Origin of the sequence: Micromonospora sp. NPDC049836, from assembly GCF_044465125.1 — a bacterium.
Taxonomy (GTDB): domain Bacteria; phylum Actinomycetota; class Actinomycetes; order Mycobacteriales; family Micromonosporaceae; genus Micromonospora.
Map to the genome: position 1 here is coordinate 21,982 of NZ_JBITLH010000001.1, position 21,606 is coordinate 43,587.

Annotated in this window: 24 protein-coding genes; 12 read left to right on the forward strand and 12 right to left on the reverse strand. The window is 74.7% G+C overall.

The annotated features are described in order from the left end of the window. Positions 1 to 211 precede the first annotated feature (211 nt). Complete coding sequence (dacB, locus tag ACIBPB_RS00085) at positions 212 to 1,795, forward strand: D-alanyl-D-alanine carboxypeptidase/D-alanyl-D-alanine-endopeptidase (RefSeq protein ID WP_396837444.1); 1,584 nt, start codon at positions 212 to 214, stop codon at positions 1,793 to 1,795. A gap of 55 nt (positions 1,796 to 1,850) precedes the next feature. Here dacB and ACIBPB_RS00090 read toward each other — a convergent pair whose 3' ends face one another. The 6 genes from ACIBPB_RS00090 to ACIBPB_RS00115 all read right to left on the reverse strand — a co-directional run bounded on the left by ACIBPB_RS00090 (position 1,851) and on the right by ACIBPB_RS00115 (position 6,281). After that, the gene (locus ACIBPB_RS00090; protein ID WP_396837445.1) at positions 1,851 to 2,177 is read right to left on the reverse strand and encodes a hypothetical protein; all 327 of its coding nucleotides are present in this window, start codon (positions 2,175 to 2,177) and stop codon (positions 1,851 to 1,853) included. Positions 2,178 to 2,267: 90 nt separating this feature from the next. Then, the gene (locus ACIBPB_RS00095; RefSeq protein ID WP_396837446.1) at positions 2,268 to 2,705 is read right to left on the reverse strand and encodes a nitroreductase family deazaflavin-dependent oxidoreductase; all 438 of its coding nucleotides are present in this window, start codon (positions 2,703 to 2,705) and stop codon (positions 2,268 to 2,270) included. Positions 2,706 to 2,780: 75 nt separating this feature from the next. Then, positions 2,781 to 3,677 carry a hypothetical protein gene (locus tag ACIBPB_RS00100; RefSeq protein ID WP_396837447.1) on the reverse strand — a complete coding sequence of 299 codons (897 nt, stop codon included), beginning with the start codon at positions 3,675 to 3,677 and terminating at the stop codon, positions 2,781 to 2,783. Between the two features lie 141 nt (positions 3,678 to 3,818). Then, positions 3,819 to 5,057, reverse strand: coding sequence for a hypothetical protein (locus ACIBPB_RS00105; protein ID WP_396837448.1), 1,239 nt, complete (start codon positions 5,055 to 5,057; stop codon positions 3,819 to 3,821). 122 nt (positions 5,058 to 5,179) lie between these two features. Beyond that, positions 5,180 to 5,632, reverse strand: a complete 453-nt coding sequence (locus ACIBPB_RS00110; protein ID WP_396837449.1) for a pyridoxamine 5'-phosphate oxidase family protein — start codon at positions 5,630 to 5,632, stop codon at positions 5,180 to 5,182. 55 nt (positions 5,633 to 5,687) lie between these two features. Beyond that, positions 5,688 to 6,281 carry a pentapeptide repeat-containing protein gene (locus tag ACIBPB_RS00115; RefSeq protein ID WP_396837450.1) on the reverse strand — a complete coding sequence of 198 codons (594 nt, stop codon included), beginning with the start codon at positions 6,279 to 6,281 and terminating at the stop codon, positions 5,688 to 5,690. A gap of 66 nt (positions 6,282 to 6,347) precedes the next feature. On the opposite strand from ACIBPB_RS00115, the gene ACIBPB_RS00120 reads away from it, so the two are divergent. Further along, positions 6,348 to 7,580: a serine hydrolase domain-containing protein gene (locus ACIBPB_RS00120; RefSeq protein WP_396837451.1), complete on the forward strand. Its 1,233-nt coding sequence runs from the start codon at positions 6,348 to 6,350 to the stop codon at positions 7,578 to 7,580. A 90-nt stretch (positions 7,581 to 7,670) separates the two neighbouring features. After that, positions 7,671 to 8,312, forward strand: coding sequence for an NAD(P)-dependent oxidoreductase (locus ACIBPB_RS00125; protein WP_396837452.1), 642 nt, complete (start codon positions 7,671 to 7,673; stop codon positions 8,310 to 8,312). A 2-nt stretch (positions 8,313 to 8,314) separates the two neighbouring features. Here the strand turns inward: ACIBPB_RS00125 and ACIBPB_RS00130 are convergent, their stop codons facing one another. Both ACIBPB_RS00130 and ACIBPB_RS00135 read right to left on the reverse strand, forming a co-directional pair. Further along, complete coding sequence (locus ACIBPB_RS00130; RefSeq protein WP_396837453.1) at positions 8,315 to 8,779, reverse strand: PPOX class F420-dependent oxidoreductase; 465 nt, start codon at positions 8,777 to 8,779, stop codon at positions 8,315 to 8,317. Positions 8,780 to 8,823: 44 nt separating this feature from the next. Beyond that, positions 8,824 to 9,465 (reverse strand): DUF6642 family protein, encoded by a 642-nt coding sequence (locus ACIBPB_RS00135; RefSeq protein ID WP_396837454.1) that lies wholly within the window; start codon positions 9,463 to 9,465, stop codon positions 8,824 to 8,826. Between the two features lie 340 nt (positions 9,466 to 9,805). Between ACIBPB_RS00135 and ACIBPB_RS00140 the strand changes: the two genes are divergently transcribed. Beyond that, complete coding sequence (locus ACIBPB_RS00140; RefSeq protein WP_396837455.1) at positions 9,806 to 10,582, forward strand: D-Ala-D-Ala carboxypeptidase family metallohydrolase; 777 nt, start codon at positions 9,806 to 9,808, stop codon at positions 10,580 to 10,582. A 130-nt stretch (positions 10,583 to 10,712) separates the two neighbouring features. Here ACIBPB_RS00140 and ACIBPB_RS00145 read toward each other — a convergent pair whose 3' ends face one another. The 3 genes from ACIBPB_RS00145 to ACIBPB_RS00155 form a co-directional block, all read right to left on the reverse strand. Beyond that, entirely contained in the window at positions 10,713 to 11,171 is a 459-nt protein-coding gene (locus ACIBPB_RS00145; protein WP_396837456.1) for a hypothetical protein, read from the reverse strand. Between the two features lie 107 nt (positions 11,172 to 11,278). Then, positions 11,279 to 11,962 (reverse strand): response regulator, encoded by a 684-nt coding sequence (locus ACIBPB_RS00150; RefSeq protein WP_396837457.1) that lies wholly within the window; start codon positions 11,960 to 11,962, stop codon positions 11,279 to 11,281. Then, positions 11,959 to 13,197, reverse strand: coding sequence for a sensor histidine kinase (locus tag ACIBPB_RS00155; RefSeq protein WP_396837458.1), 1,239 nt, complete (start codon positions 13,195 to 13,197; stop codon positions 11,959 to 11,961). The genes ACIBPB_RS00150 and ACIBPB_RS00155 overlap by 4 nt, the downstream gene beginning before the upstream one ends. Positions 13,198 to 13,329: 132 nt before the next feature. Between ACIBPB_RS00155 and ACIBPB_RS00160 the strand changes: the two genes are divergently transcribed. Genes ACIBPB_RS00160 through ACIBPB_RS00180 form a run of 5 tightly spaced genes read left to right on the forward strand, consistent with a single transcriptional unit; the run spans position 13,330 to position 16,909 of the window. Next, positions 13,330 to 14,229, forward strand: coding sequence for an ABC transporter ATP-binding protein (locus ACIBPB_RS00160; protein WP_396837459.1), 900 nt, complete (start codon positions 13,330 to 13,332; stop codon positions 14,227 to 14,229). Further along, complete coding sequence (locus ACIBPB_RS00165; RefSeq protein ID WP_396837460.1) at positions 14,226 to 15,008, forward strand: ABC transporter permease; 783 nt, start codon at positions 14,226 to 14,228, stop codon at positions 15,006 to 15,008. Before ACIBPB_RS00160 ends, ACIBPB_RS00165 begins: the two co-directional genes overlap by 4 nt. 1 nt (position 15,009) lies before the next feature. Continuing rightward, on the forward strand, positions 15,010 to 15,729 hold the full coding sequence (locus tag ACIBPB_RS00170; protein ID WP_396837461.1) for a hypothetical protein: 720 nt from the start codon (positions 15,010 to 15,012) through the stop codon (positions 15,727 to 15,729). A gap of 39 nt (positions 15,730 to 15,768) precedes the next feature. Beyond that, a complete protein-coding gene (locus ACIBPB_RS00175) occupies positions 15,769 to 16,332 on the forward strand; it encodes a heme-binding protein (RefSeq protein ID WP_357329360.1) in 564 nt (187 codons plus the stop codon). 43 nt (positions 16,333 to 16,375) lie between these two features. Further along, positions 16,376 to 16,909, forward strand: a complete 534-nt coding sequence (locus ACIBPB_RS00180) for a hypothetical protein (protein WP_396837462.1) — start codon at positions 16,376 to 16,378, stop codon at positions 16,907 to 16,909. Between the two features lie 63 nt (positions 16,910 to 16,972). Here ACIBPB_RS00180 and ACIBPB_RS00185 read toward each other — a convergent pair whose 3' ends face one another. Next, entirely contained in the window at positions 16,973 to 19,096 is a 2,124-nt protein-coding gene (locus tag ACIBPB_RS00185) for a hypothetical protein (protein WP_396838143.1), read from the reverse strand. A 288-nt stretch (positions 19,097 to 19,384) separates the two neighbouring features. On the opposite strand from ACIBPB_RS00185, the gene ACIBPB_RS00190 reads away from it, so the two are divergent. From ACIBPB_RS00190 to ACIBPB_RS00200, 3 genes are all read left to right on the forward strand, one after another. Then, positions 19,385 to 20,377, forward strand: a complete 993-nt coding sequence (locus ACIBPB_RS00190; RefSeq protein ID WP_396837463.1) for a ParA family protein — start codon at positions 19,385 to 19,387, stop codon at positions 20,375 to 20,377. After that, positions 20,374 to 20,823 (forward strand): Rho termination factor N-terminal domain-containing protein, encoded by a 450-nt coding sequence (locus tag ACIBPB_RS00195; protein WP_396837464.1) that lies wholly within the window; start codon positions 20,374 to 20,376, stop codon positions 20,821 to 20,823. Before ACIBPB_RS00190 ends, ACIBPB_RS00195 begins: the two co-directional genes overlap by 4 nt. Positions 20,824 to 20,922: 99 nt before the next feature. Next, on the forward strand, positions 20,923 to 21,462 hold the full coding sequence (locus ACIBPB_RS00200; RefSeq protein ID WP_396837465.1) for a DUF1697 domain-containing protein: 540 nt from the start codon (positions 20,923 to 20,925) through the stop codon (positions 21,460 to 21,462). Positions 21,463 to 21,606 lie beyond the last annotated feature (144 nt).

Here is a 21,606-nt window from a genome sequence, read left to right on the forward strand (position 1 = left end):
GGCAGTCGAAAGCCCGTCACGGCCTACGTTGCCCCCTGCCCGGGCATCCGTCAAATAGAGCCGGATCAGTCGACACCGTGGCCGGCGTGGCCGGCCACGAATGGCTGACCAGCGGTTTGCCGGGCTCCGAAGCGGGTAATCGGAGCGGTTCGGAAATAAGTTTTCATCGTTGGCTCTTCTCCGGCAGAAAGCGCCGTGGCAGCATCGACGCATGCATCGTCGTCTCTCCATCGGGGCACTGACGGTGCTGGCCCTGGTCGCCACCGCGACCACCGCCGGCGCCAGCACCGCCACCGCCGAAGCGCCCACCCCCGCGCAGACCCGGCTGCACGCGACCATCGACGCCGTCCTGGCCGACTCCCGGCTCGCCGGGGCCCAGGCGGGCGTGGTGGTCGTGGACACCCGCACCGGACAGACCCTCTACGACCGCAACGGCGACCGGCGGCTCGTCCCCGCCTCGAACACCAAGCTGCTCACCTCGACCGCGGCGATGGAGTTGCTCGGCCCCGGCCACCGCTTCACCACCGACGTCGCCAGCGACGGCGTACGCCGGGCCGGGCTGCTCGCCGGCAACCTGTACCTGCGCGGCGGCGGAGACCCGACGATGCTCGCCGAGGACTACGACCGGCTGGCCGCCCAGGTCGCCGCCGAGGGCGTCCGGGTGGTGACCGGCAACCTGGTCGCCGACGACACCCGCTACGACCGGACCCGGCTGGGCTCCGACTGGACCTGGGACGACGAGTCCTACTACTACGCGGCGCAGGTGTCCGCGCTGACCGTCGCCCCGGACACCGATTACGACGCCGGCACGGTGATCGTGCACGCCGCGCCGGCCGGCCAGGCCGGCGCCCGGCCCGCGGTCACCATGACCCCGGCCAACGGCTGGCTGCGCATCGACAACCGGGCCGAGACCGTCGCCACCGGCGAGACAACCATCTCCTTCGAACGCGAGCACGGCGGCAACACCATCGTGGTGACCGGGCAGATCGCCGTCGGCGAGGACCCGACCAGCGACTGGATGACGGTGTGGGAGCCGACCGGGTACGCCGCTGACATCTTCCGGGCGGCGCTGCAACGGCACGGCGTACGGGTCCTCGGCCGGACCGTGCTCGGCCGGTCCACCCCCGACGCCGCGAAGATCGTCACCCGGCACGACTCGATGCCGCTCTCCGAACTGATGGTGCCCTTCCTGAAGCTCTCCAACAACGGCCACGCCGAGGTGCTCACCAAGGAACTCGGCCGGGTGCTCTCCGGCTCCGGCACCTGGGACGCCGGGCTCACCGCGATCGGCGAGTACGTCGGTGACTCCGGAATGGACACCGGCACGCTGCGCCAGCGCGACGGCTCGGGGCTGTCCCGGCGCAACATGATCCCGCCGGCCCAGTTCGTCAGGCTGCTGTCGGCCGTCCGCGCCGAACCCTGGTTCGACACCTGGTACGCCGCGCTGCCGGTGGCCGGCAACCCGGAACGCTTCGTCGGCGGGACGTTGCGCAGCCGGATGCGGGGCACCCCGGCGGCGGACAACGTGCACGCCAAGACCGGCAGCCTGACCGGCGCGTCCAGCCTCTCCGGCTACGTCACCGACACCGACGGGCACCTGCTGGCCTTCTCCGTCGTGCTCAACAACTACCTGACCTCGTCGGTCAAGGGCCTGGAGGATCAGATCGCCATCGCGCTGGCGTCGTACAGCGAGAAGGGGACGAGCACGGCGCGGCTGGCCGTGCCGGCGGCGCCGGAGTCGCCCCGGGTCCCCGAGGGCGTGGAGTGCGCGTGGGTGAAGCCGATCCTCTGCTGAGCGGCGGCGGGCCCCGGTCGGGAGGGGGGATCGGGGCCCGGCGAGCCGCGCCGGCTCAGGCGATCGGCCGGGGCCGGCTCGGCACGGCGGCCGGGTCGCCCCGCTCGATCAGCGCGTCGATCTCGGCCGGCGGCAGGCCACGCAACGCCAGCACCCGGCGGCCCCAGCGGTGCAGCCGGCACGGGTGCGGGCTGGCGTCGTTGCGGCAGATCGTCCCGCCGGACCAGCGGCGCGGCGCGTGCACCACCACCGCGCGCACCGCGAACTGGGCGTCCTCGCCGGTCACGTACGGCGGCAGCGGGATCTCCCGCAGCACGTCGCCGGAGGGGTCACCCACGCCGGACGGGGCGACGGGACGGGCGACGGGCGCACTGCTGCTCATCGGTCGAGCCTCCACAGGGGATGGTCGGACGGAACATCGGAACCGTAGAACGCCCCGCGGCGGCCGCGACGGACAAACTGTCCCGACGGCTCAGACCCGGTCCAGCACCACCACCGGGATCTCCCGGTCGGTCTTCGTCTGGTACTCGTCGTACGCCGGCCAGACCGCGGTCATGGTCCGCCACATCCGGGGCTTCTCCTCCGGGGTCGCGGTGCGGGCCCGGACGGCGAACGTCTCGGCGCCGACCTGCACCTGAGCCAGCGGATCGGCGAGCAGGTTCAGATACCAGGCGGGGTGTTGCGGCGCGCCGCCCTGGGAGGCCACCACCAGGTAGGCGGCACCGTCCCGGCCGTAGATCAGCGCGGTGCGCCGCAGCTTGCCGGAGCGCCGGCCCCGGGTGGTCAGCAGCAGCGTGAAGACGCCGGGCCGCCACTCGTGGCCCTCGGCGCCGCCGGTCGCGACGTACCGCCGGATGTGGTCGGCGACCCAACCCTGCGGGCTGTCCAGCACCTGTTCGCTCGCCGTCATCGGCACTCCCCTCCGGATCCTCCGATCCTGGCCACGCTACCTCCGGGTCGGCCAGCGCACCGGGCGAACCTCGGCTCAGCGCAGCGCCACCGCCTGGAGGCTGACGTTGCCGCAGTCCCCCAGCGCCCGCTCCACCGTCCAGCTGAGCAGCAGCTTCGCGCCCCGCGCGGCACGGAACCGGACGGTGAACTCGGCGGTGCGGGCGGTGTGCGGGTCCTCCAACCGCAGCGTCCTGGTCGGGCCGCCGGAGGAGAGCCGCACGTCGAGGCGGGCCCGGGCCATCCAGAGCCCGGCGAAGAGGCGTACGGTCCGCTGCCGCCCGTCACCGGCCACGGAGAGGCTGAAGCCGTTGCCCGCGCCGCAGGTGTAGACCCCGGCCTGGGTGCCACGCGCCGCGCCGACCGGGTTGCCGTCCTGCCAGGCGTACTCCTCCGGGTTGTTGCGGTAGGCGACCCGCCGGCCCCGGCCGCCCTCGTCGCGGATCTCGCGGGAGCCCCGGCGCTTGTGCACCGGCGCGCCGGAGTCGAGCAGCCCCCAGTGGACCCAGTCGGTCGGGCCGGCCGCGGTCAGGTCGACCAGGGCCGGCACGTCGGCCTGGCTGACCGCCAGGCTCGGCGCGGGGGGTGCCGTGGACGGTGCCGGGTCGGGCGTGGGTGCCGGCGACGGGGTGCGCTGCCGGGGGTGCAGCCCGGGGGTCACCGCCGCGCCCTGGACCCCGGGCCCGCCCGGGGACGGCAGGACCGGCCGGCCACTGGGCGCGGCGGGCAGCACGCTCTGCTCCCGCCGTGGCGTGGGGTGCTGCTCGGTGCCGAGGTAGCTGGCCACGGCGGCGAGGCAGGCGACGGCGACCGCCGCCTCCAGCAGCCAGCGGCGGCGCCGCCGGCTCCGGATGACGCGGCGCAGCGCCGATCGCGTCTGCGCATACCGGTACGACGCCCGGCCGCCCGCCGGACCGTGGTCTTCCGGACCCACGTGACCTCCCGCTCCCGCCCGGCCCCGACCGCCGGGACGAGCAGGGCGCGACCGCGCCTCACATTTCCACGATGGCCCACGGTGCGCCATATGTCGGCGGAAGGAAGTTTCGCCCTTCGTGGCGACACCGTACCGTCGCGCTCAGCTGACGGCCAACGCCTCCATGGTCACCCCGTCGTTCTCGCCACCGAGCACCGTCAACGCCCGCCAGGTGACCAGCAGTTCGGCCCCGCGCGGGGCGCGGAACTGGATGACGTACTGGAAGAACCGGTCCCCGGCGGCCAGCGGCACCTCGCGGACGGCGGGGTCGCCGCCGATGGAGAGCCGGACGTCGAGGCGGGCGGACGCCGAGAAGGCGCCGACGAAGAGCCGGACCGTCCGCAGGTCGTTGCTGCCGGCCACGGCCACCGCGAAGCTCTTCCCGGCGCCGCGCTGGAAGACTCCCGACCGGGTCCCGTCCTGCCGGGCCGCCGGGGTGCCGTCGGTCCAGGCGAATCCGGAACCGCTGGCGGCGTGCTCCAGCCGCGCCCCACCCGGGTCGCGGACCTCCCCGGTGCCGACCTGCTTGCGCTGCACGCTGTCGCCGCCGCTGCCACCCCAGTGGATCCAGTCCCGCGCCCCGAGCACGGTCAGGTCCACCAGCGTGGGGACCCGTTCCTGGTCGACGCTGAGCAGGGGCCCGCCGGGCAGGGCGGGATTCCCGGTGACCGCCACGACGGTGGGCGGTGGCGCGACCGGGTCGGACGCCGGCGCGCCGCCGCCCGGCAGCACCGCCGACACCGCGGGCGCGCGGCCCCCGCCCTGCTCCCGCACGACGTACCCGGTGGCCAGCACCAGCACGGCCAGCACGGCGCCGCCGAGCAGCACCCGGCGGCGCCGGCGCCGGGCCCGACCCACGCCGACGCGGGTGACCGGGCCGTCCGGTGCGGCCCCGACGGCCACCCGGACCTTGCTGGCGGCCGGGGCGACCAGCTCGGCGAACCGGCCCGTGGCGCTCTCCCGGGAGGAGCGCCGGACCGGCGCGACCCGGCGCGGCCCGGCGGGCGCGGCGGCGTCCGGCTCCGGCCCGGCCGTCGGGCCCGGTCGCGGCGCGCGGGCCGGGGTCGGGGCCGGCCCGGTCCCCGACCGCGACGCGGGTTCGGCGGCGGACGCCGGCTCGGCGGACGCCGGCCCGGGCGCGGGCACCGGCTCGCCGGCGGACGCGGCCCCGGGGGCGTGCGGCGGCGGGACCGGGGCGTGCGGCAGCGGCGGGACCGGATCGTCCGGAGCGCCGGGCAGCCGGCGTGGCCCGCCGGCCGCACCGGGTCGCGGCTCGGCCGGCACGGCCGGCAACCACCGCCCGACCCGGATACCGGTCTGCGTGAGTTCGTCCTCAGCCACCGACCCCTCCCTCGGCCACCGGCGTCGCGGTCGCGCCGGGGACCGCCGCAGGGAGGATGACACACGTGCCGATCTCCGAGAAGCCGTCGACGCGAGGCATTTTCCCGACAGCCGCGACGGGCTCACCGCCGCTCGCGCCGCACCAACCCCCGGTCGGGATGCCAGCTCTCGATCACCAGATGGTCCGGCGGATCACCGACCCGGGTCAGCACCACCTCGGTCAACTCGATCCGGAACCGGTGCGAGCCGTCCTCCCCCGGCGGCTCCTCGTGCGCCCGCCCGGCGATCTTCGCGTCACCGTCCCAGGCCGCCGGATCCGCCTCGGGGGCGTCCTCGGTCGGGCAGTGCAGCGCCACCCGGGGGTCACGGAGCAGGTCGAGGGCCTTGCGGGCGCCGGCCATGCTGCCCAGCCGGAGCTGCCCGTCGTCGCCGAAATCGAACTCGGTGCCGCTGATCCGGGGCGAGCCGTCCCGCCGCAGGGTCGCCATCGTGCCGTGCTTGCGCACGGCGAAACGGGCGCGGACGCGCGCCGCGAAGTCGGGCTCGGACGCCACCAGGTCGGACCACCATGCCATGCCGGCCAGCCTGGCAGGAAAACCTGACACGGTACGTCGTCTTTTCCGGACCGGGTCAGCGGATCTCGAAGCCCAGCGCCTGGGCCAGCACGATCGCCTGCTCCGCGTCGATGATCGCGCCGGCCCGCTGCACCGCCGTCGGGTCGAGCGCGGTCAGGTCGCTGCCGCGCAGGTCGGCCCGGACCAGCTTGGCCGCGTGCAGCTGGGCGCCGGAGAGGTCGACGCCGGTGACGGTCGCCCCGGTCAGGTCCGCCCCGGTCAGGTCGACCTCGCGCATGCGTACGTCGGTGAGCCGCACCCCGCGCAGGTCGGCGCCGGGCAGGCCGACGAAGGACCAGTCGCCGCCGTCGATCCGCAGCGGGCGCAGGTCGCACTGGTCGAAACTGCTGCCCACCAGCTTGCAGCCGGTGAACTCGGCCTCGAACAGGTTGCACCGCTTGAAGGTGCAGCGGGTGAAGGCCGAGTCGGTGTGCCGGGAGGCGTTGAAGGCCACGTTGCCGAAGACGCAGTCGGTGAAGACCGCCCCCTGGCTGACCGCCTCGGTGAGGTCGACGTGGAAGAACTCGCAGCGCACGAAGTGCCGGTCGGCCAGCTCCTCGGCGTACCAGTCCTGCTGGCGGTAGGTGACGTCCTCGACGGGCTCCGGCATGCGGCCCAGACTAGTCGGGGCCGCCGACCCTTCCCGGTACGCCTACCGGGCGGTAGGTTCGGCGGCGTGAGCGTGGCCGTGAGCACCGACCCGGACCGTATCGGCTTCGACCCCGCGCGACTGGCGCGGATCGACCAGCACTTCGCCCGGTACGTCGACGACGACCGGCTGGCCGGCTGGCAGATCGTGGTGACCCGGCGGGGCGAGATCGCCCACTCCTCGACGTACGGGCTGCGGGACCGGGAGGCCGGGGCGCCGGTCGAGGCGGACACCCTCTGGCGGATCTACTCGATGACCAAGCCGATCACCTCGGTCGCCGCCATGATGCTCTGGGAGGAGGGCCGGTTCGAGCTGACCGACCCGATCAGCCGCTGGCTGCCGGAGTTCGCCGACGTGCGGGTCTACGACCGGGGCTCGGTGCTCAAGCCGTACACGGTGCCGGCGGTCGAGCCGATCCGGGTCTGGCACCTGCTCACCCACACCGCCGGCCTGACGTACGGCTTCGCCCAGGTCTCGGTGGTCGACGGCCTCTACCGCAAGGCGGGCTTCGACCTCGGCGTACCGCCGGGCGCCGACCTGGCCGCGGCCTCGGCGAGGCTGGCCGGGCTGCCGCTGCTCTTCCAGCCCGGCACCAGCTGGAACTACGGCGTCTCCACCGACCTGCTCGGCCGGCTCGTGGAGGTCGTCTCCGGGCAGTCGCTGGACGCCTTCCTCGCCGAGCGGATCCTGCGCCCGCTCGGCATGACCGACACCCGCTGGTGGGTCGACGAGCCGGACGCCAAGCGGCTGGCCGCCCTCTACGCCCCGCACCCGGCCACCGGCCGGGCGATGCGCGCCGACGCGATCGGCCGGGCCGCGCTGGCCGAGCCGGGCTGGTTCTCCGGCGGCGGCGGGCTGGTCTCCACGGCCGCCGACTACCACCGGTTCACCCAGTTCCTGCTGCGCGGCGGCGAGCTCGACGGGGTGCGCCTGCTCGGCCCACGGACGGTGCGCTTCATGGCCCGCAACCACCTGCCCGGCGACCGGGACCTGGCGTCCTTCTCCCCGGAGGGCTTCGCCGAGACGGTCCTCGACGGCATCGGCTTCGGCCTCGGCTTCGCCGTGGTGCTCGACCCGGTGCCGGCCCGGGTGCCCAGCAGCGTGGGCGAGTACTACTGGGGCGGCATGGCCAGCACCGCGTTCTGGGTGGACCCGGTGGAGGAGGTCACCGCGCTGCTCTTCACCCAGCTGATGCCCTCCAGCACGTACCCGCTCCGCTCCCAGCTGCGCCAGCTGGTCTACTCCGCGCTGGTCGACTGAGCCGGGCCCGGGATCGCCGTTACGGCACCGGGCGGGCGGCCCGCTCCCTAGCCTGAGGGGCGAGGCACGTCGGGCGGGGGGTGGTCAGCCATGAGCAACATCGTCGTGTTCGGCGCCGGCGGCACCGCGGGGTCGCGGATCGCCGCCGAGGCGGTCCAGCGGGGGCACCGGGTCACCGCGGCGGTCCGCCGCCCGGAGGCGACCAGCTACCTGCCGGCCGGGGTGCGGACGGTGACCGGCGACGCCACCTCGGAGCGCAGCGTGCGGGAGCTGGCCGGGGAGGCCGACGTGTTCGTGGTGGCCATCGGCGGCGGCGAGCGGGAGCTGTGGCGCGACGCCGCCCGTACGCTCGTCGAGACGCTGCGCGAGCTGCCCGACCCGCCCCGGGTGATCCACGTGGGCGGCGGGGCGACCCTGCTGACCCCGCGGGGCACCCGCTACCTGGACGAGCCGGACTTCCCTCCGGAATACCGGGACTCGGCCGAGGGGCAGGCCGACGCGCTGGAGTTCTACCGCTCCGCCGCCGACGGGGTGACCTGGACCTACGTCTCCCCGCCACCGCTGGAGTTCCACCCCGGCGAGCGCACCGGCCACTACCGCACCGGCACCGACCAGCCGGTGACGGACGCGCAGGGCCGGTCGGTGCTCACCTACGAGGACCTGGCGGTGGCGATCGTCGACGAGATCGAGGAGCCGCGGTTCCGTGACGCGCGGTTCACCGCGGCGTACTGACGTCAGTCGGCCAGCCGGGCGGGGAAGCCGCCGGTGGCGATCGGTCCCCAGCCGTCGACGGTGACCCGGATCAGCGACTTGCCCTGCCGCACCATGGCCGCCCGGTAGTCGTCCCAGTCCGGGTGCTCGCCGGAGATGCTGCGGAAGTAGTCCACCAGCGGCTCCAGCGCCTCCGGCAGGTCGAGCACCTCGGCGGTGCCGTCCACCTGCACCCAGGGCCCGTTCCAGTCGTCGGAGAGCACGCAGGCGGAGACCCGGGGGTCGCGGCGGATGTCGGTCACCTTGGCCCGCTCCGGATAGGTGGAGATGACCAGGCGGCCCTCGGCGTCGACGCCGCAGGAGACCGGGGAGGACTGTGGCCGGCCGTCGGACCGGGTGGTGATCAGGATGACCTTGTGCCGGGGGCGGAGGAAGTCGACCAGGGCGGCCCGGTCGACCCGGGTGTTGGTCGCGATGCTGCGTGCCATGCCCTCGGTTCTACCAGCATCCGGTGCCGGCGGCCGGGCCGGTGTCAGCGGGGGCGCTCGGCGACCCGGCGGGCGGTGGGCTGGGCGGGCACCCGGGCCGGCACGGCGGGCCGCCAGGCGCGGCCGTTGGCGTAGATCACCCGGAAGCCCAGGTACGCGGCGAGCGGCGCCCAGTGCGCCGAGCCCATCCGCAGCTCGGCGGCGTTGTGCCGCTGGCCGTTGGCCAGCACGTCGAGCAGCACCGTCTCGAACGCGGCCGACTCGACCCAGTCCACGTCCCGGGTGAAACCGCAGATCAGCGCCGCGCCGGTGACGTCGAGGAAGTCCCGCAGCGCGGCGTCGGAGGCGCGCAGCACCGAGCAGCTGCCGAAGTAGAGCCGGCGCCCCTCGCAGCGCCCGGCCATCCGTTCGGCGACGTCCGCCAGCTCGACGGAGTCCCAGTCGGTGAGGCAGAGCCGGCTCGGCTCGCCGTGCATGGCGAAGAAGCCGACCCGGTAGTCGGCGTACTGCTTGAGCAGCCAGCGGTCCAGGAAGTAGAACAGCTCGTCGCGGGTGGCCGCGTCCTTGTGGATGAAGCGGATCTTGCCCAGCCGTTCGAGCAGTTCGAGGGTGGGCAGGACGGAGCCGCGCTCATTGAGGTCCCGGTGCCACTGCCCCTCGACGCAGAACACGCCACCACGCGCCAACGCCCACCTCCCCGCCCGCGAAGGTCGCCCGGGAGCCCGTACCGGCCCCGGGGGCAGACGTTACCGGGCGGGTGCGGCGAGGCGACTTGACCCTCCGTGTGGCCATCGGCCGGGTTCCGTCACGGTTGCGTGGTTACGGGGGCGGTCGTGGCGGGCGCGGACCGGCTGGGCGTTTCGCAATCGCGGCAATTCCCAGCTAATGCTCAGCCAACGGTGAATGTGAGAACAATTTGCGCTATTGCCCGCGAAGCATCCCGAAGGCTGTCACGGTGGATGGGACGGGACTGCCCGCACGAAGTCCCGCCGTCAACCCCAATTCGCTCCGACCAGGAGGACTTCTGTGCGCGTCAACACCCTGAAGCGGGCGGCCGTCGCGTTCGCGCTGGCCCTGCCCGGGGCCGCGATCGCTACCGTCGTCGCCGCGCCGGCCGCGCAGGCCGACGGCTGCTACACCTGGACCCGCAACCTCTACCAGGGGCGCTCCGGCGAGGACGTCCGGCAACTCCAGATCCGGGTGGCCGGCTGGGCCGCCTACGGGGCCATCGTCCGGATCGACGGCCGGTACGGCCCCGAGACGGCGGGTGCGGTCAAACGCTTCCAGTCCGCGTACGGGCTGCGCGCCGACGGCATCGCCGGCCCGCAGACCTTCGCCAAGATCTACAACCTGCAGGACAGCGACTGCACGCCCAAGCACTTCAGCTACACCGAGCTGGACAACGGCTGCGGCAAGGGCGGGTGGAGCGGGGGCCCGCTCTCGTCCAGCGCCACCCGGGAGAACGCGCTGCGCACCATGTGGAAGCTGGAGGCGCTGCGCCGCGGCCTCGGCGACAAGCCGCTCTACGTCACCAGCGGCTTCCGCAACATCGCCTGCAACAGCCAGGTCGGCGGCGCGTCGGACAGCCAGCACCTCTACGGCACCGCGGCCGACGTGAAGTCCGGCACCTCGTCCCTGTGCCGGGTCGCCCGGACCGCCCGCACCCACGGCTTCAGCGGGATCTTCGGCCCCGGCTACCCGGACCACGACGACCACGTCCACGTGGACTCCCGGCGGGAGAACAACAGCGACCGGACCAGCAACTCGAAGAGCTGGTCCGCCCCGGACTGCGAGATCGGCTGACCGGAGGCCGACGGCGGCCCGGCGCAGGGGGTGGGGGCTCCCTGCCGCCGGGCCGCCGCCGGTGCACCCCGGGCGTACCGCCCGCGACCCGTGGTCCGCCGCGGCCGGGGCCGCGCCGCGACCGCGGTCGTCAGCTCGCCCGGGGCCAGCGCGGCCGGGTGGCGGGGGGTGCCACCGACCGACCGGCACCGCCGGGCCGCAGAGCGGGCCGCACCGGAGGCGCGGTGACCCGGCCGGCCGGGCCGCGCGGGGCCTGCGGAGCCGGTGCCGCCGGGCGCGCAGCCGACGGCCCGGTCAGCACGAACGGGAAGGGCACGTGCACGAACGGGTTGCCGTGCCGCACCAGCGCGTCGATCTGCCGCTCGTTGAGGCCGTGCGCCGCCAGCACCCGCCGTCCCCAGCGGTGCAGCCGACAGGGGTACGCCGCCCCGTCGTTACGGCACTTCGGCCCGGCGGGCCACTCCTCGGCGGCGTGCACCACCACCGCCCGGACCGCGAGGCGGACATCCTCCGGGGTCAGCTGGGCCGGCACCGGCACCTCACCCAGGATCTGATCGATGGGATCCGTCGACTGCTCACCAACTCGCACGGCAGGCCTCCCGCAGCTCGGCAGCGGCGCGGCGGACCCGCCGCGCCACATCCTCGACCACTGGTACGGCCCCCGGGCGGCAGGAGTTCAATCCCGCCGGCGCACGGTCAGACCAGACCGGCGTCGTGCACCAGGAGCGCCACCTGCACCCGGTTGTTCAGCTCCAGCCGGGCCAGCAGCCGGGAGACGTACGCCTTCACGGTCGGCACGCTCATGAACAGCTCCGCCGAGATCTCCGCGTTGGTCCGGCCCTGGCCGAGCGCCACGGCCACCTCCCGCTCGCGCGGCGTCAGCCCGCCCAGCAGCCGCAACGCCCGCTCCCGCCGGGGGTCCGGGCCGGCGGTCGCGGCCGGCGCGGTCACGTGCGTGATCAGCTTGCGGGTCACGGCCGGGCTGAGCGTCGCCTCCCCCGCCGCCACCCGGCGCACCGCCGCCACGATCTCGGCCGGCGGGGTGTCCTTGAGCAGGAACCCGCCGGCCCCGGCGCGCAGCGCCCGCAGCACCTGCTCGTCGGCGTCGAAGGTGGTGAGCACCAGCACCTCGGGCGGCTCCGGCCCGGCCCGCAGCGCCTCGGTGGCGGTCAGCCCGTCGACCCGGGGCATCCGGATGTCCATCAGCACCACGTCCGGGGCGTACGCGGCGACCGCCGCCGGCACCTCGGCCCCGTCGGTGACCTCGCCCACCACCCGGATGTCGGGCGCCCCGCCGAGGATCATCGACAGCGCGGCCCGCACCAACGCGTCGTCGTCGACGATCAGCACCCCGACCGGTGGCCGCTCCGCGCCGTTCACGACGCCGGCCAGGGCAGCCAGGCGGCCAGCCGGAAGTCGCCGTCCGGGTCCCGCCCGTGGGTCAGCCGGCCGCCGGCCAGGTTGACCCGCTCCGCGACCCCCACCAGTCCGGTCCCGGTGCCCGGGATCGCGCTGGCCGGCGCCCCGAGCGGCCAGGGGTTACGGATCTCCACGGTGAGGCCGTCGCCCGGCCCGCCGGCCAGCCGGACCACCACCACCGCGCCCGGCGCGTGCTTGCGGGCGTTGGTGAGCCCCTCCTGCACGATCCGGTACGCGCTGCGCCCGACCGCCGCCGGCACGGCCGCCGGATCGGCCACCTCGTCGAGCACGCTGACCCGCGCGCCGGCGGCCCGGGACTCGGCGACCAGCACGGGCACGTCGGCCAGGGTGGGCTGCGGCGGCTCCGGCGTCCCCGCGCCGCCCGGCTCGGCGCGGAGCACCCCGATCACCTCCCGCAGGTCCTGCAACGCCGCGTGGGCGCTGGCCCGGATCACCCCGGCGGCCCGGGCCACCTCCTCGGGCGGGGCGTCCGGGCGGAACTCCAGGGCGCCGGCGTGCAGGCTGAGCAGGGAGATCCGGTGCGCGAGCACGTCGTGCATCTCCCGGGCGATCCGGGTCCGTTCGAGCTGCCGCGCCTGGCCCACCCGGAGCTGCTGCTCCGCCTCGGCCCGCTCGGCGCGGTCGCGCAGCGACAGCACCAGTTGGCGCCGGGCCCGGACGAACAGCGCCCAGGCCACCGTCCCGCCGATGAAGAGCAGGCTCCAGGCCATGGTGGCCCAGAACGGCAGCACCGGATCGGGCCGGACCGCGAGGAAGACGGGCAGGGTCACCACGTTCCAGCCGACCGCCACCAGGGCCACCGCCAGCCGCCGGTGCACGACGAGCGTGAACAGGATGATCAGCAGGGCGACACCCGAGGTGACCGAGCAGAGGGCCAGCGGCGCGGTGGCCACGGCCAGCCCGACCGGCCAGCGGCGGCGTAGCAGGAGGGCGGCGCTGACCAGCAGCCCGAGGAAGAAGTCGACGTCGGGGAGCCAGGACGGCCCGACGTTCAGCGCCAACTCCGGCCGCGCGCTCAGCGCATCCTCGTGGGCCACCAGCACCCAGGCCACCGAGCTCAGCAGGGCCAGGCCGTCGACCACCCAGTCCCGGGGCGTCCGGCGGGCGGTCCGGGCGGTGGGAACCAGGGCGCCCGGCAGCAGCCAGGGATGGTCCGGTACGGCGGCGCTGCTCATCCGTCCATGCTAGGAACGCGCCGCGGCGGGTCACCAGCTACCAAAGTCGGTACCTGACCTGGTCCGAGGTCGGGCCGGTCGCCGACCATCGCCGGCAGCGCACGGCCGGGTGGCGCCGGCAGGCTGGACGCCATGATCACAGTCGAACACCTCACCAAGCGGTACGGCCCGCACGCCGCCGTCGAGGACGTCAGCTTCCGCTGCGAACCGGGCACGGTCACCGGCTTTCTCGGGCCGAACGGGGCCGGCAAGTCCACCACCCTGCGGATGATCTGCGGGCTGACCCCGCCCACCGCCGGGCGCGCCACGGTCATCGGGCGGGCGTACCGCGAGCTGCCGAGCCCGGGGCGGGAGATCGGCGTGCTGCTCGACGCGTCCGCGCAGCACAGCGGGCGGACCGGCCGGGAGGCGCTGGCCCTGGCCGCCGGGACGATGGGCGTGGACCGGGCGCAGGTCGGCGCGAAGCTCGACCTGGTCGGGCTGAACGCGACGGCGGCGCGGCGCCGGGTCGGCGCGTACTCCCTCGGGATGCGGCAGCGGCTCGGCCTGGCGCTGGCGCTGCTGGGCGACCCCCGGGTGCTCATCCTCGACGAGCCGGCCAACGGCCTGGACCCGGAGGGCATCTTCTGGATGCGCGGGCTGCTGCGTGACTTCGCCGACCGGGGCGGCACCGTGCTGCTCTCCTCCCACCTGCTGCGCGAGGTCGAGGCGGTGGCCGACCGGCTCGTGGTGATCGGCGGCGGCCGGGTGGTCGCCCAGGGCGGCAAGGACGAGCTGCTGGCCGGTGCGGGCACCCTGGTCCGGGCCCGCGACGAGCACGCCCTGCGGCTCGGCCTGGAGCGCGCCGGGCTGCCCGCGACGAACGGCGCCGACGGCGGCTTCGTCGTCCGGGCCGAGCCGGAGGCCGTCGGCCAGGCCGCCGCCGACGCCGGCCTGGTCCTCACCGAGCTGCGCCCGGCCGGCGCCGGCGGCCTCGAACAGCTCTTCCTCACCCTCACCGCCGGCGCGTCGACCAGGGAGGCCGTCCGATGACCACGCTCACCCCACCGGTCGCACCGCCGCGCCAGTCGGCCCTGGCCACCCCCTCGCTGGCCCGGCTCACCGGCGTGGAGCTGCGCAAGCTCGTCGACACCCGGGCCGGGCGCTGGCTGCTGATCACCATCGGGCTGGTCGCCGCGATCATCGTCACGGTGCAGCTGTTCGTGCTCGACGACGCCGAGCAGACCTTCACCGCCTTCTTCACCCCGTCGCTGTTCCCCACCGGGCTGCTGCTGCCGGTGCTCGGCATCCTCTCCATCACCGGGGAGTGGTCGCAGCGCACCGCGCTGACCACCTTCGCCCTGGTGCCCCGCCGGCAGCGGGTGATCGCCGCGAAGCTGGCCGCGGTGGTGCTGGCGGCGCTGGCCGCGGTGCTGGTCAGCCTCGCCGTCGCCGCCACCGGCACGCTCGCCGCCCGGGCCACCGGCGGCGCGGGCAGCTGGGTCTTCGACTGGCGCCTGCTGCCGTACGCGGCCGTGTTCCAGGTGCTGAACGTGCTGATGGGCGCGGGGTTCGGCCTGCTGCTGCTGAACACCCCGCTGGCGATCGTGACCTATCTGCTGCTGCCCACCGTGTGGAGCGTGCTCGCCGCGATGATCCAGGCGTTGCACCGCCCCGCGCAGTGGCTGGACACCTCGGTGACCATGGAGCCGCTGCTCGGCCCGCAGGTCACCGCCGGCCAGTGGGCCCGGCTCGCGGTGTCGCTGCTGGTCTGGCTGGTGCTGCCGCTGGCCGGCGGGCTGGTCCGGACGGTACGCCGGGAGGTGTCCTGAGGTGGCCGGGCCGGCGGCCGGCGAGACCACCGTGGTCGGCGGCGGGGCGGGCGAGCTGGTGCTCATGTGGGTCGGGTTCCCGCTGCTCGGCGCCGGCCTGGGCGCGGCCCTCACCGCCGGCTCGGGTTGGGTGGCCGACCTGCCCTGGTTCCCGTTCCAGGGCTGGTTCGCGCTGCTGGCCCGGCTGCCCGGGGACCGGTCGTACCCGGTCGGGGCGGGGGTGGCGGCGCTGGCCGGCCTGGCGGTGGCGTTCGTGGGCACCCGGGAGCGGCTGACCGTGACGGTGGGCCGGGCCGGCGCGCGGCTGCACCGCGACGGCCACCGGCGGGACGTCCCCCGGGCCGCGGTGGCGGGCGTCTTCCTCGACGGCAAGGCGCTGGTGCTGCTCGACGACGCGGGCCGCGAGCTGGCCCGCGAGCCGGCGGACCTGAGCGAGGCGCGGCTGCGTGCCGCGTTCACCGGGCAGGGCTGGCCGTGGCTCGCCGGGGACCCGCACCGCGACGCGTACCGGCGCTGGGTGGCCGGGCTGCCGGGCCTGCCCGCCGGGGCGGACGCGCTGCTGTCGGCCCGGCAGCGGGCCCTCGACGCCGACCGTGGCGGCGAGGTCCGGGAGCTGCGCGCGGAGCTGGCCCGGCTCGGTGTGGTGCTGCGGGACGAGGGAAAACGCCAGTACTGGCGGCTGGTCCCGGGTCCGGCGGACCGGGACGGCCCCGGACGGTAGCGTTCCCGGTGGGAGCACCGGAGGGCTTGGGGGCGGCGGATGACCGAGCGGCAGCCGTACCGGGTGCTGGCTCGCCATCCGGGCTTCGAGCTGCGCCGCTACCCCGCCCACCTGGTCGCCGAGGTCCGCGTCGACGGCTCCTTCACGGCCGCCGGCAACGCGGCGTTCCGGCCGCTGGCCCGGTATCTCGGCGGCGCCAACCGGTCCCGGGGGGAGCTGTCGGTGACCGCGCCGGGCGGGCCGGCGCCGGCCGGGTCGGAACGGATCGCGATGACCGCGCCGGTGGTGCAGGAGGAGGGCGACCGGCCCGACTGCTGGCTGGTGCGGTTCGTGATGCCGGCCGGTTTCACCCCGGCGACGCTGCCCGAGCCGGTGGACCCACGGATCACCATCCGGGAGCTACCCGAGGAGCTGGCGGCGGCGATGCGGTTCTCCGGGCGGTGGACCGACCGGACGTTCGCCCGGCGGGCGACCGCGCTGGGCCGGGCGGTCATCGCGGCCGGCCTGCGCCCCACCGGCGCCGTCCGGTACGCCCGCTTCGACCCGCCGTGGACGCCCTGGTTCCTGCGCCGTAACGAGGTCGTGCTGCCGGTCGCCGATTAGTCGGCGGCCGGCACGGTCGCCCGGGTCGCCCCTACACTGCCCGGTGACCCGCCCCCGACCGGAGGGACGTCCCGTGCGCCGCCGCACCCCCGCCGCCCTGGCCCTGGCCCTGGTCCTGCTGCTCGCCGGCTGCGGGGGCGCCGAGCCCACCCGGTTCCCGGCGACCTGGCAGACCCCCTCGCCGACCGCTCCGACCACGCTGACCCTCAAGGAGGCGAAGGGCCGCTACCTGTCGATCGTGGCGCCCTACAACACGGCGCTGGACGAGCTGGAGGCGGCGCTGCGGGCCCGCCGGCCGTGGCGGACCGTGCGCGGCCTGGCCCGTACGGTCGCCGACACCAACGCCACGCACGCCGAGCAGCTGCGGACCACGCTCTGGCCGGAGCCGGTCCGGACGCCGATCGCCGCGCTGCTCAAGGAGAACGACGTGGCGCTGCGGCACTGGCGGCTCGCCGCGGCGGCGACCAGTGACACCGTCCTGACCCGGGAGATCCGCGCCGCCGCCGCGCACGACGGCGGCGCGCAGGCCAACCGGGTCCGCACCACCCTGGGCCTGCCGGTCTACCGGGACTCCTGAGCGCGGCCGGAATGCCGACGGGCCCGCGCCGACGTGCGGCGCGGGCCCGAACGGGTCAGGAAACTACTTGGCGTTGCCGGTGTTCTTCACCCGGAACGTGTAGTCCGCGTCCAGGTAGGTGAGGTCACCGGTCGGCAGGTTGTTGATGATGACGGCGAAGTCGTCCTGGTTGCCGTTGGCGCACTTGGTCTTCAGGCCGCTGGCGGTGAACTGATCGCCGGTGGAGCGGTAGACCCAGTTGCCCGCGCCGTCGGTGGTCTCACCCGGCGAAGTGACACCCGGCGTCAGGTCGCAGTGGCTGACCACCTGGACGGTCCAGTTGTTGTTCTGCACGCCGTCGGTGGCGAACCAGTTGCCCGCCGCCGAGCCGAGGCTCGCCTCGGCGCCGTTGACCCGGACGTCGTCGACGAACCAGCCGGTGTCCATGTACGCGGCGTCGGTGGAGTACCGGAACCGCACGTCCGTGGTGCCGGCCGGCAGGTCGGCGGTGAGGTGCTGGTAGACCGGGTCGTCGACGAAGTACTCGCCGCCGGAGGTGCCGGTCAGGCCGTTGCCCTCGGTGTTGTTGCCGTGCGGGTCGTCGTTGGTGGTGACGACCTGGCCGGCGTCCGTGCGCAGCGGCACGGTCACCCAGGTGCCGCCGACGAGCGCCTCGACGAAGCCGTAGTCCCAGCCCTCCTCGATGAAGTACCAGCTCCAGAAGTCCAGCGAGGTGACCGCGCCGGAGGCGCTGACGTCGAGGATGTTGTCGTCCTGGCTCTCGTAGCCGGCGTACCAGTGGGTGGTGCCGGTGTGCGGCGGGACCACCGTCTCGTCGTCGCCGTCGAAGGCCAGCGACACGGTCGGGCCGGGGTTGCGGAACCGCTCGACCGACATGCCGAACGGCACGGCGGTGGTGTCGGGCCGGTTCTTCAGCCGGGCCCACTTGGCCTCGGGGGTGGCGCCGTGGTAGCTGCCCCGGCCGCCCCAGAAGACGTCGTCGGCGATGTCCATGGTCCACGAGGTGTCGGCCGGGTCGCCGAAGTTGAACGCCTTGATGTCGTAGATCGGCGAGTCCTCGTCGTCCAGGTAGACCGCCACCGACCAGTCGCGGAACAGGTCGGCCGCGCTGCGCAGGTTGGCGCCGGTCGCCGCGTTGAAGTCGTCGATGGCGTTCTGCACGCCGGTCATGCCGTCCGCCTGCTCCTCGAAGATCGTCTTGATGAGCAGGTCACCGGCCTTGCCGTCGTACTGCTTGTCCGGGGTCCAGGTGCCGTCGCCGTTGCCGCCGGCCTGCTCCCACAGGTACTGGAAGTAGGTGAACGCCGCGCCGTAGTTGGCCAGGCTGCCGCCCCACCGGGTCAGCGACGTCTCCTCGTACAGCACCTGGTGGTTGGTCAGGTGCGAGCCGCCGGCGTCGAGGCCGTTGAGGAAGATGGCGAAGTCGGCCAGGCCCTCGTCGACCCAGGACAGCTCGCCCGGGTCGCTGTAGTTGTGCAGCAGGTGCTCGAGCTCGTGCGCGACCGTGCCCTCGTACAGCTCCGGGCGGTCGTTGGCCGGGTCGGCGTCGCGCCACGGCGAGTCGTTCGGGCCGACCCGGTTGGCCCAGTCGAGGGCGTCGACCGAGATGACGTTCATCCCGACGCTGTCGATGAAGTCGGGCGCGAAGTAGCCGGCGGTGTACGAGGTGACCGCGCAGTCGTAGTACGCGTCGTCCTGGATGTTGTAGACCAGCATGACCAGCGAGTCGCTGGCCGGCTCGGCCGGGTCGGCCGCGTCCATCGGACCGAAGTGTTCCTCGTCCACGGCGACGATCTGGTTGGCGAGCTTGTCACCGACGTACGTGATCTCCGCCTGGGTCAGCGTGAACTGGCTCGCGCCGGCCGTGGCGCACGGCGTGAACTCGTCACCCGGGTTGTGGTCGAACTGCGGGTCCAGGCTCGCCACCCCGGTCGGCGCGGTGCCGTTGAGCGGGGTCCCCTTCGGTACGTAGATGTAGACCGGCGTGCCGTCCGGGGTGGTGTTGGCGTACACCCGGGTGAAGTCCTGGTTGTAGGTGCCGCCGGCCGCGCTGTCGTTGATCGGCACCGTGATGGTCGGCTCGCCGGGAAGGTTCTCGTGATCGTTGGCCTGGGCCGGGGCCGAGACCGTGAAGGCGAGCGCCGTCACGCCCGTCACCACGGCCGCGATCCGGCTCGGTCGTCTCATTCGCACGCGGAATGCCTCCTGCCGATGAGGCGGTGATCAGCTCCGGCCACCGCCGTCGGGTTACCCGTCCGTCCCCGCCGGATCCTGCCAGGGGCAGCATCTGACCAGGGGATTGTTGACCCTAGGCAACCACTTGCGACAGGACGTTGCGAAGCGGCGGCAGGTCACACCTGCGGTACGAACGGCTCTCACCTGCCGCCGTACGGTCGACTGCGCGCGACGTCCGGCGGGTCCCGGGCGGCCCACCCGGCGGGGTTACCGCTACCGTTCCCGGTCGGGGAGGTGCCGGTGTACGTCGTATCGGTAATCAACTACAAGGGCGGGGTCGGCAAGACCACCATGACCGCCAACCTCGGGGCCGAGCTGGCCAACCGGGGCATGAAGGTGCTGCTGATCGACCTCGATCCGCAGGCCAGCCTCACGTTCAGCTTCTACGAGCCGGACGACTGGCGGGACCGGCTGCGCGACACCCGGACCGTCAAGCGCTGGTACGACGGGCGGCGCGGGGACGGCGCGGCGGTCGCCCTGGGCGAGCTGGTGCTCTCCCCCGGGCCGGCGAACGCCCAGCTCAAGGGGGCCGGGCGGCTCGACCTGATCGCGTCCCACCTCCAGCTCGTCGACATCGACCTGGCGCTGGCCCGGGGCGTGGCCGACGGCGACGAGTACGACGCCGAGCTGTTCCGGGTGCGCGGCTCGCTCGACGAGGGGTTGCACGATCCGGCCCTCGACCCGTACGACCTGGTGCTCATCGACTGCCCGCCGAACTTCAACGTGGTCACCCAGTCGGCGATCATCGCGAGCGACCACCTGCTCATTCCGGCCCGGGCCGACTACCTCTCCACCCTCGGCATCGACTACCTGCACGGCAACGTGCGGGAGCTGGTCGACCGGTACAACGCCGACTCCCGCCGGTTCGCCACGATCCGCCGGCACCACAAGGTGGCCCCGGGCATCGCCGGCGTGGTGTTCACCATGGTCCAGCTGATGGCGCAGCGACCGGTCGCCGCCCAGCAGGGCTACATGGACCAGGTGCGGGCGCTGGGCCTGCCGGTGCTGCCGACCGCGCTGCGGGAGAACGTGACCCTCTTCGCCACCAACACGCCCCGCGGGGTGCCGGTGGTGCTGCGGGACCGGGTCACCGTCCCGCCGGTCCGCGAGGAGCTGCGGCAGATCACCACCGAGTTCCTCGCCGCGCTCCAGCCGGACCCCGCGCCGGCCCCGCCCGCACCGGCCTCACCCGCACCGGTCGCCGCCGGGGCGGCCGAGGAGGCGCCGGCGTGACCGGCCCGACGCGCGCGGTGCGGGCCCGGGTGGCCGAGTTCCTGGCCGGCCTCTCCGCCGCCGACCTGGCCGCCCTGGAGGACGGGCGGGCCCGGCTGGCCGTCGTCCCCGTCGCGGAGGCCCCACCGCCGGCCCGCGCCGCGTCCCCCGGCCGGCCCGGCACCTCGCCCGCGGACGAGCCGGCCGGCGGCGCCCCGGCCCGGCGCGCCGCCGTCGCACCGTCCGGGGCGGACACCGAGCGGGCGTACGCCGCGCTGGCCGCCATGTCCCGGCGCGACGACGGCGCGGCGTACCTGTCGTCGTGGACCACCCGGGAGTTGCGGGCCCTGGCCGCCCGGGCGGGGCTGCGCGGGGTGTCCGGGCTACGCAAGACGGACCTGGTCGAACGGATCGTGGACCGCACCATCGGCTTCCGGCTCGACTCCACCGCCATCCGCCGGCGCTGAACGCGCCGCGCCGACGTCCCACCCGCGTCCTCGGCCGGCCGAGCAGCGCCGCGCGCTCTAGGCTGGGTGGCCGAGGACGCGGAGTCGAGGAGGACGCGGATGGCGCGCTACGCCGCCCTGCTGCGCGGGGTCAACGTCGGCACCGCCCGGCTCGCCATGGCCGACCTGCGGCGCCTCGTCGCCGACCTCGGCCACGAGGACGTCAAGACCTACCTGCAGAGCGGCAACGTGGTGTTCACCAGCCCGCCGACGAAGGCCGCGACCCTCGCCGAGGGCATCGAGCGGCGGCTCGCCGACGAGCTGGGTCTGCGGGTGCCGGTGCTGGTCCGCGACGGCGGCGAGCTGGCCGCGATCGTCGACGCCAGCCCGTACGCGGCACGGCAGGACGATCCGACCCGGGTGCTGGTGGCCTTCCTGTCGGCGGCGCCCGGCGCGGCCCGGCGGAAGGAGCTGACCGTGCCGGCCGGCGAGCACCTCGAGTACGCGATCACCGGCCGGGAGATCCACCTGCACTTCCCCGACGGCGGCTACGGGCGGACGAAGTTCACCAACGCGTACCTGGAGAAGAAGCTGGGTGTGGTGGCGACCACCCGGAACTGGAAGTCGGTGCTGGCGCTGCGCGACCTGACCGGCGGCTGACCCGCCGCGGCGGCCCGCACCAGGGCCGGGAGGTCGGCCAGATCACGGCGCCGGGCGTCGTGATGACGCGGGTCGAGCGGGTAGGACAGGTTGGTGGCACGGCCCGGACGGCGCGCGTGGTAGCGCTCCCGGGCAACCCCCGAC

Coding starts and splice junctions, on each gene's coding strand:
- ACIBPB_RS00090 (WP_396837445.1), bottom strand. CDS start 2,177: ATGAGCAGCAGTGCGCCCGTCGCCCGTCCCGTCGCCCCGTCCGGCGTG.
- ACIBPB_RS00095 (WP_396837446.1), bottom strand. CDS start 2,705: ATGACGGCGAGCGAACAGGTGCTGGACAGCCCGCAGGGTTGGGTCGCC.
- ACIBPB_RS00185 (WP_396838143.1), bottom strand. CDS start 19,096: ATGAGACGACCGAGCCGGATCGCGGCCGTGGTGACGGGCGTGACGGCG.
- ACIBPB_RS00110 (WP_396837449.1), bottom strand. CDS start 5,632: ATGGCATGGTGGTCCGACCTGGTGGCGTCCGAGCCCGACTTCGCGGCG.
- ACIBPB_RS00165 (WP_396837460.1), top strand. CDS start 14,226: ATGACCACGCTCACCCCACCGGTCGCACCGCCGCGCCAGTCGGCCCTG.
- ACIBPB_RS00200 (WP_396837465.1), top strand. CDS start 20,923: ATGGCGCGCTACGCCGCCCTGCTGCGCGGGGTCAACGTCGGCACCGCC.
- ACIBPB_RS00155 (WP_396837458.1), bottom strand. CDS start 13,197: ATGAGCAGCGCCGCCGTACCGGACCATCCCTGGCTGCTGCCGGGCGCC.
- dacB (WP_396837444.1), top strand. CDS start 212: ATGCATCGTCGTCTCTCCATCGGGGCACTGACGGTGCTGGCCCTGGTC.
- ACIBPB_RS00130 (WP_396837453.1), bottom strand. CDS start 8,779: ATGGCACGCAGCATCGCGACCAACACCCGGGTCGACCGGGCCGCCCTG.
- ACIBPB_RS00160 (WP_396837459.1), top strand. CDS start 13,330: ATGATCACAGTCGAACACCTCACCAAGCGGTACGGCCCGCACGCCGCC.
- ACIBPB_RS00175 (WP_357329360.1), top strand. CDS start 15,769: ATGACCGAGCGGCAGCCGTACCGGGTGCTGGCTCGCCATCCGGGCTTC.
- ACIBPB_RS00125 (WP_396837452.1), top strand. CDS start 7,671: ATGAGCAACATCGTCGTGTTCGGCGCCGGCGGCACCGCGGGGTCGCGG.
- ACIBPB_RS00115 (WP_396837450.1), bottom strand. CDS start 6,281: ATGCCGGAGCCCGTCGAGGACGTCACCTACCGCCAGCAGGACTGGTAC.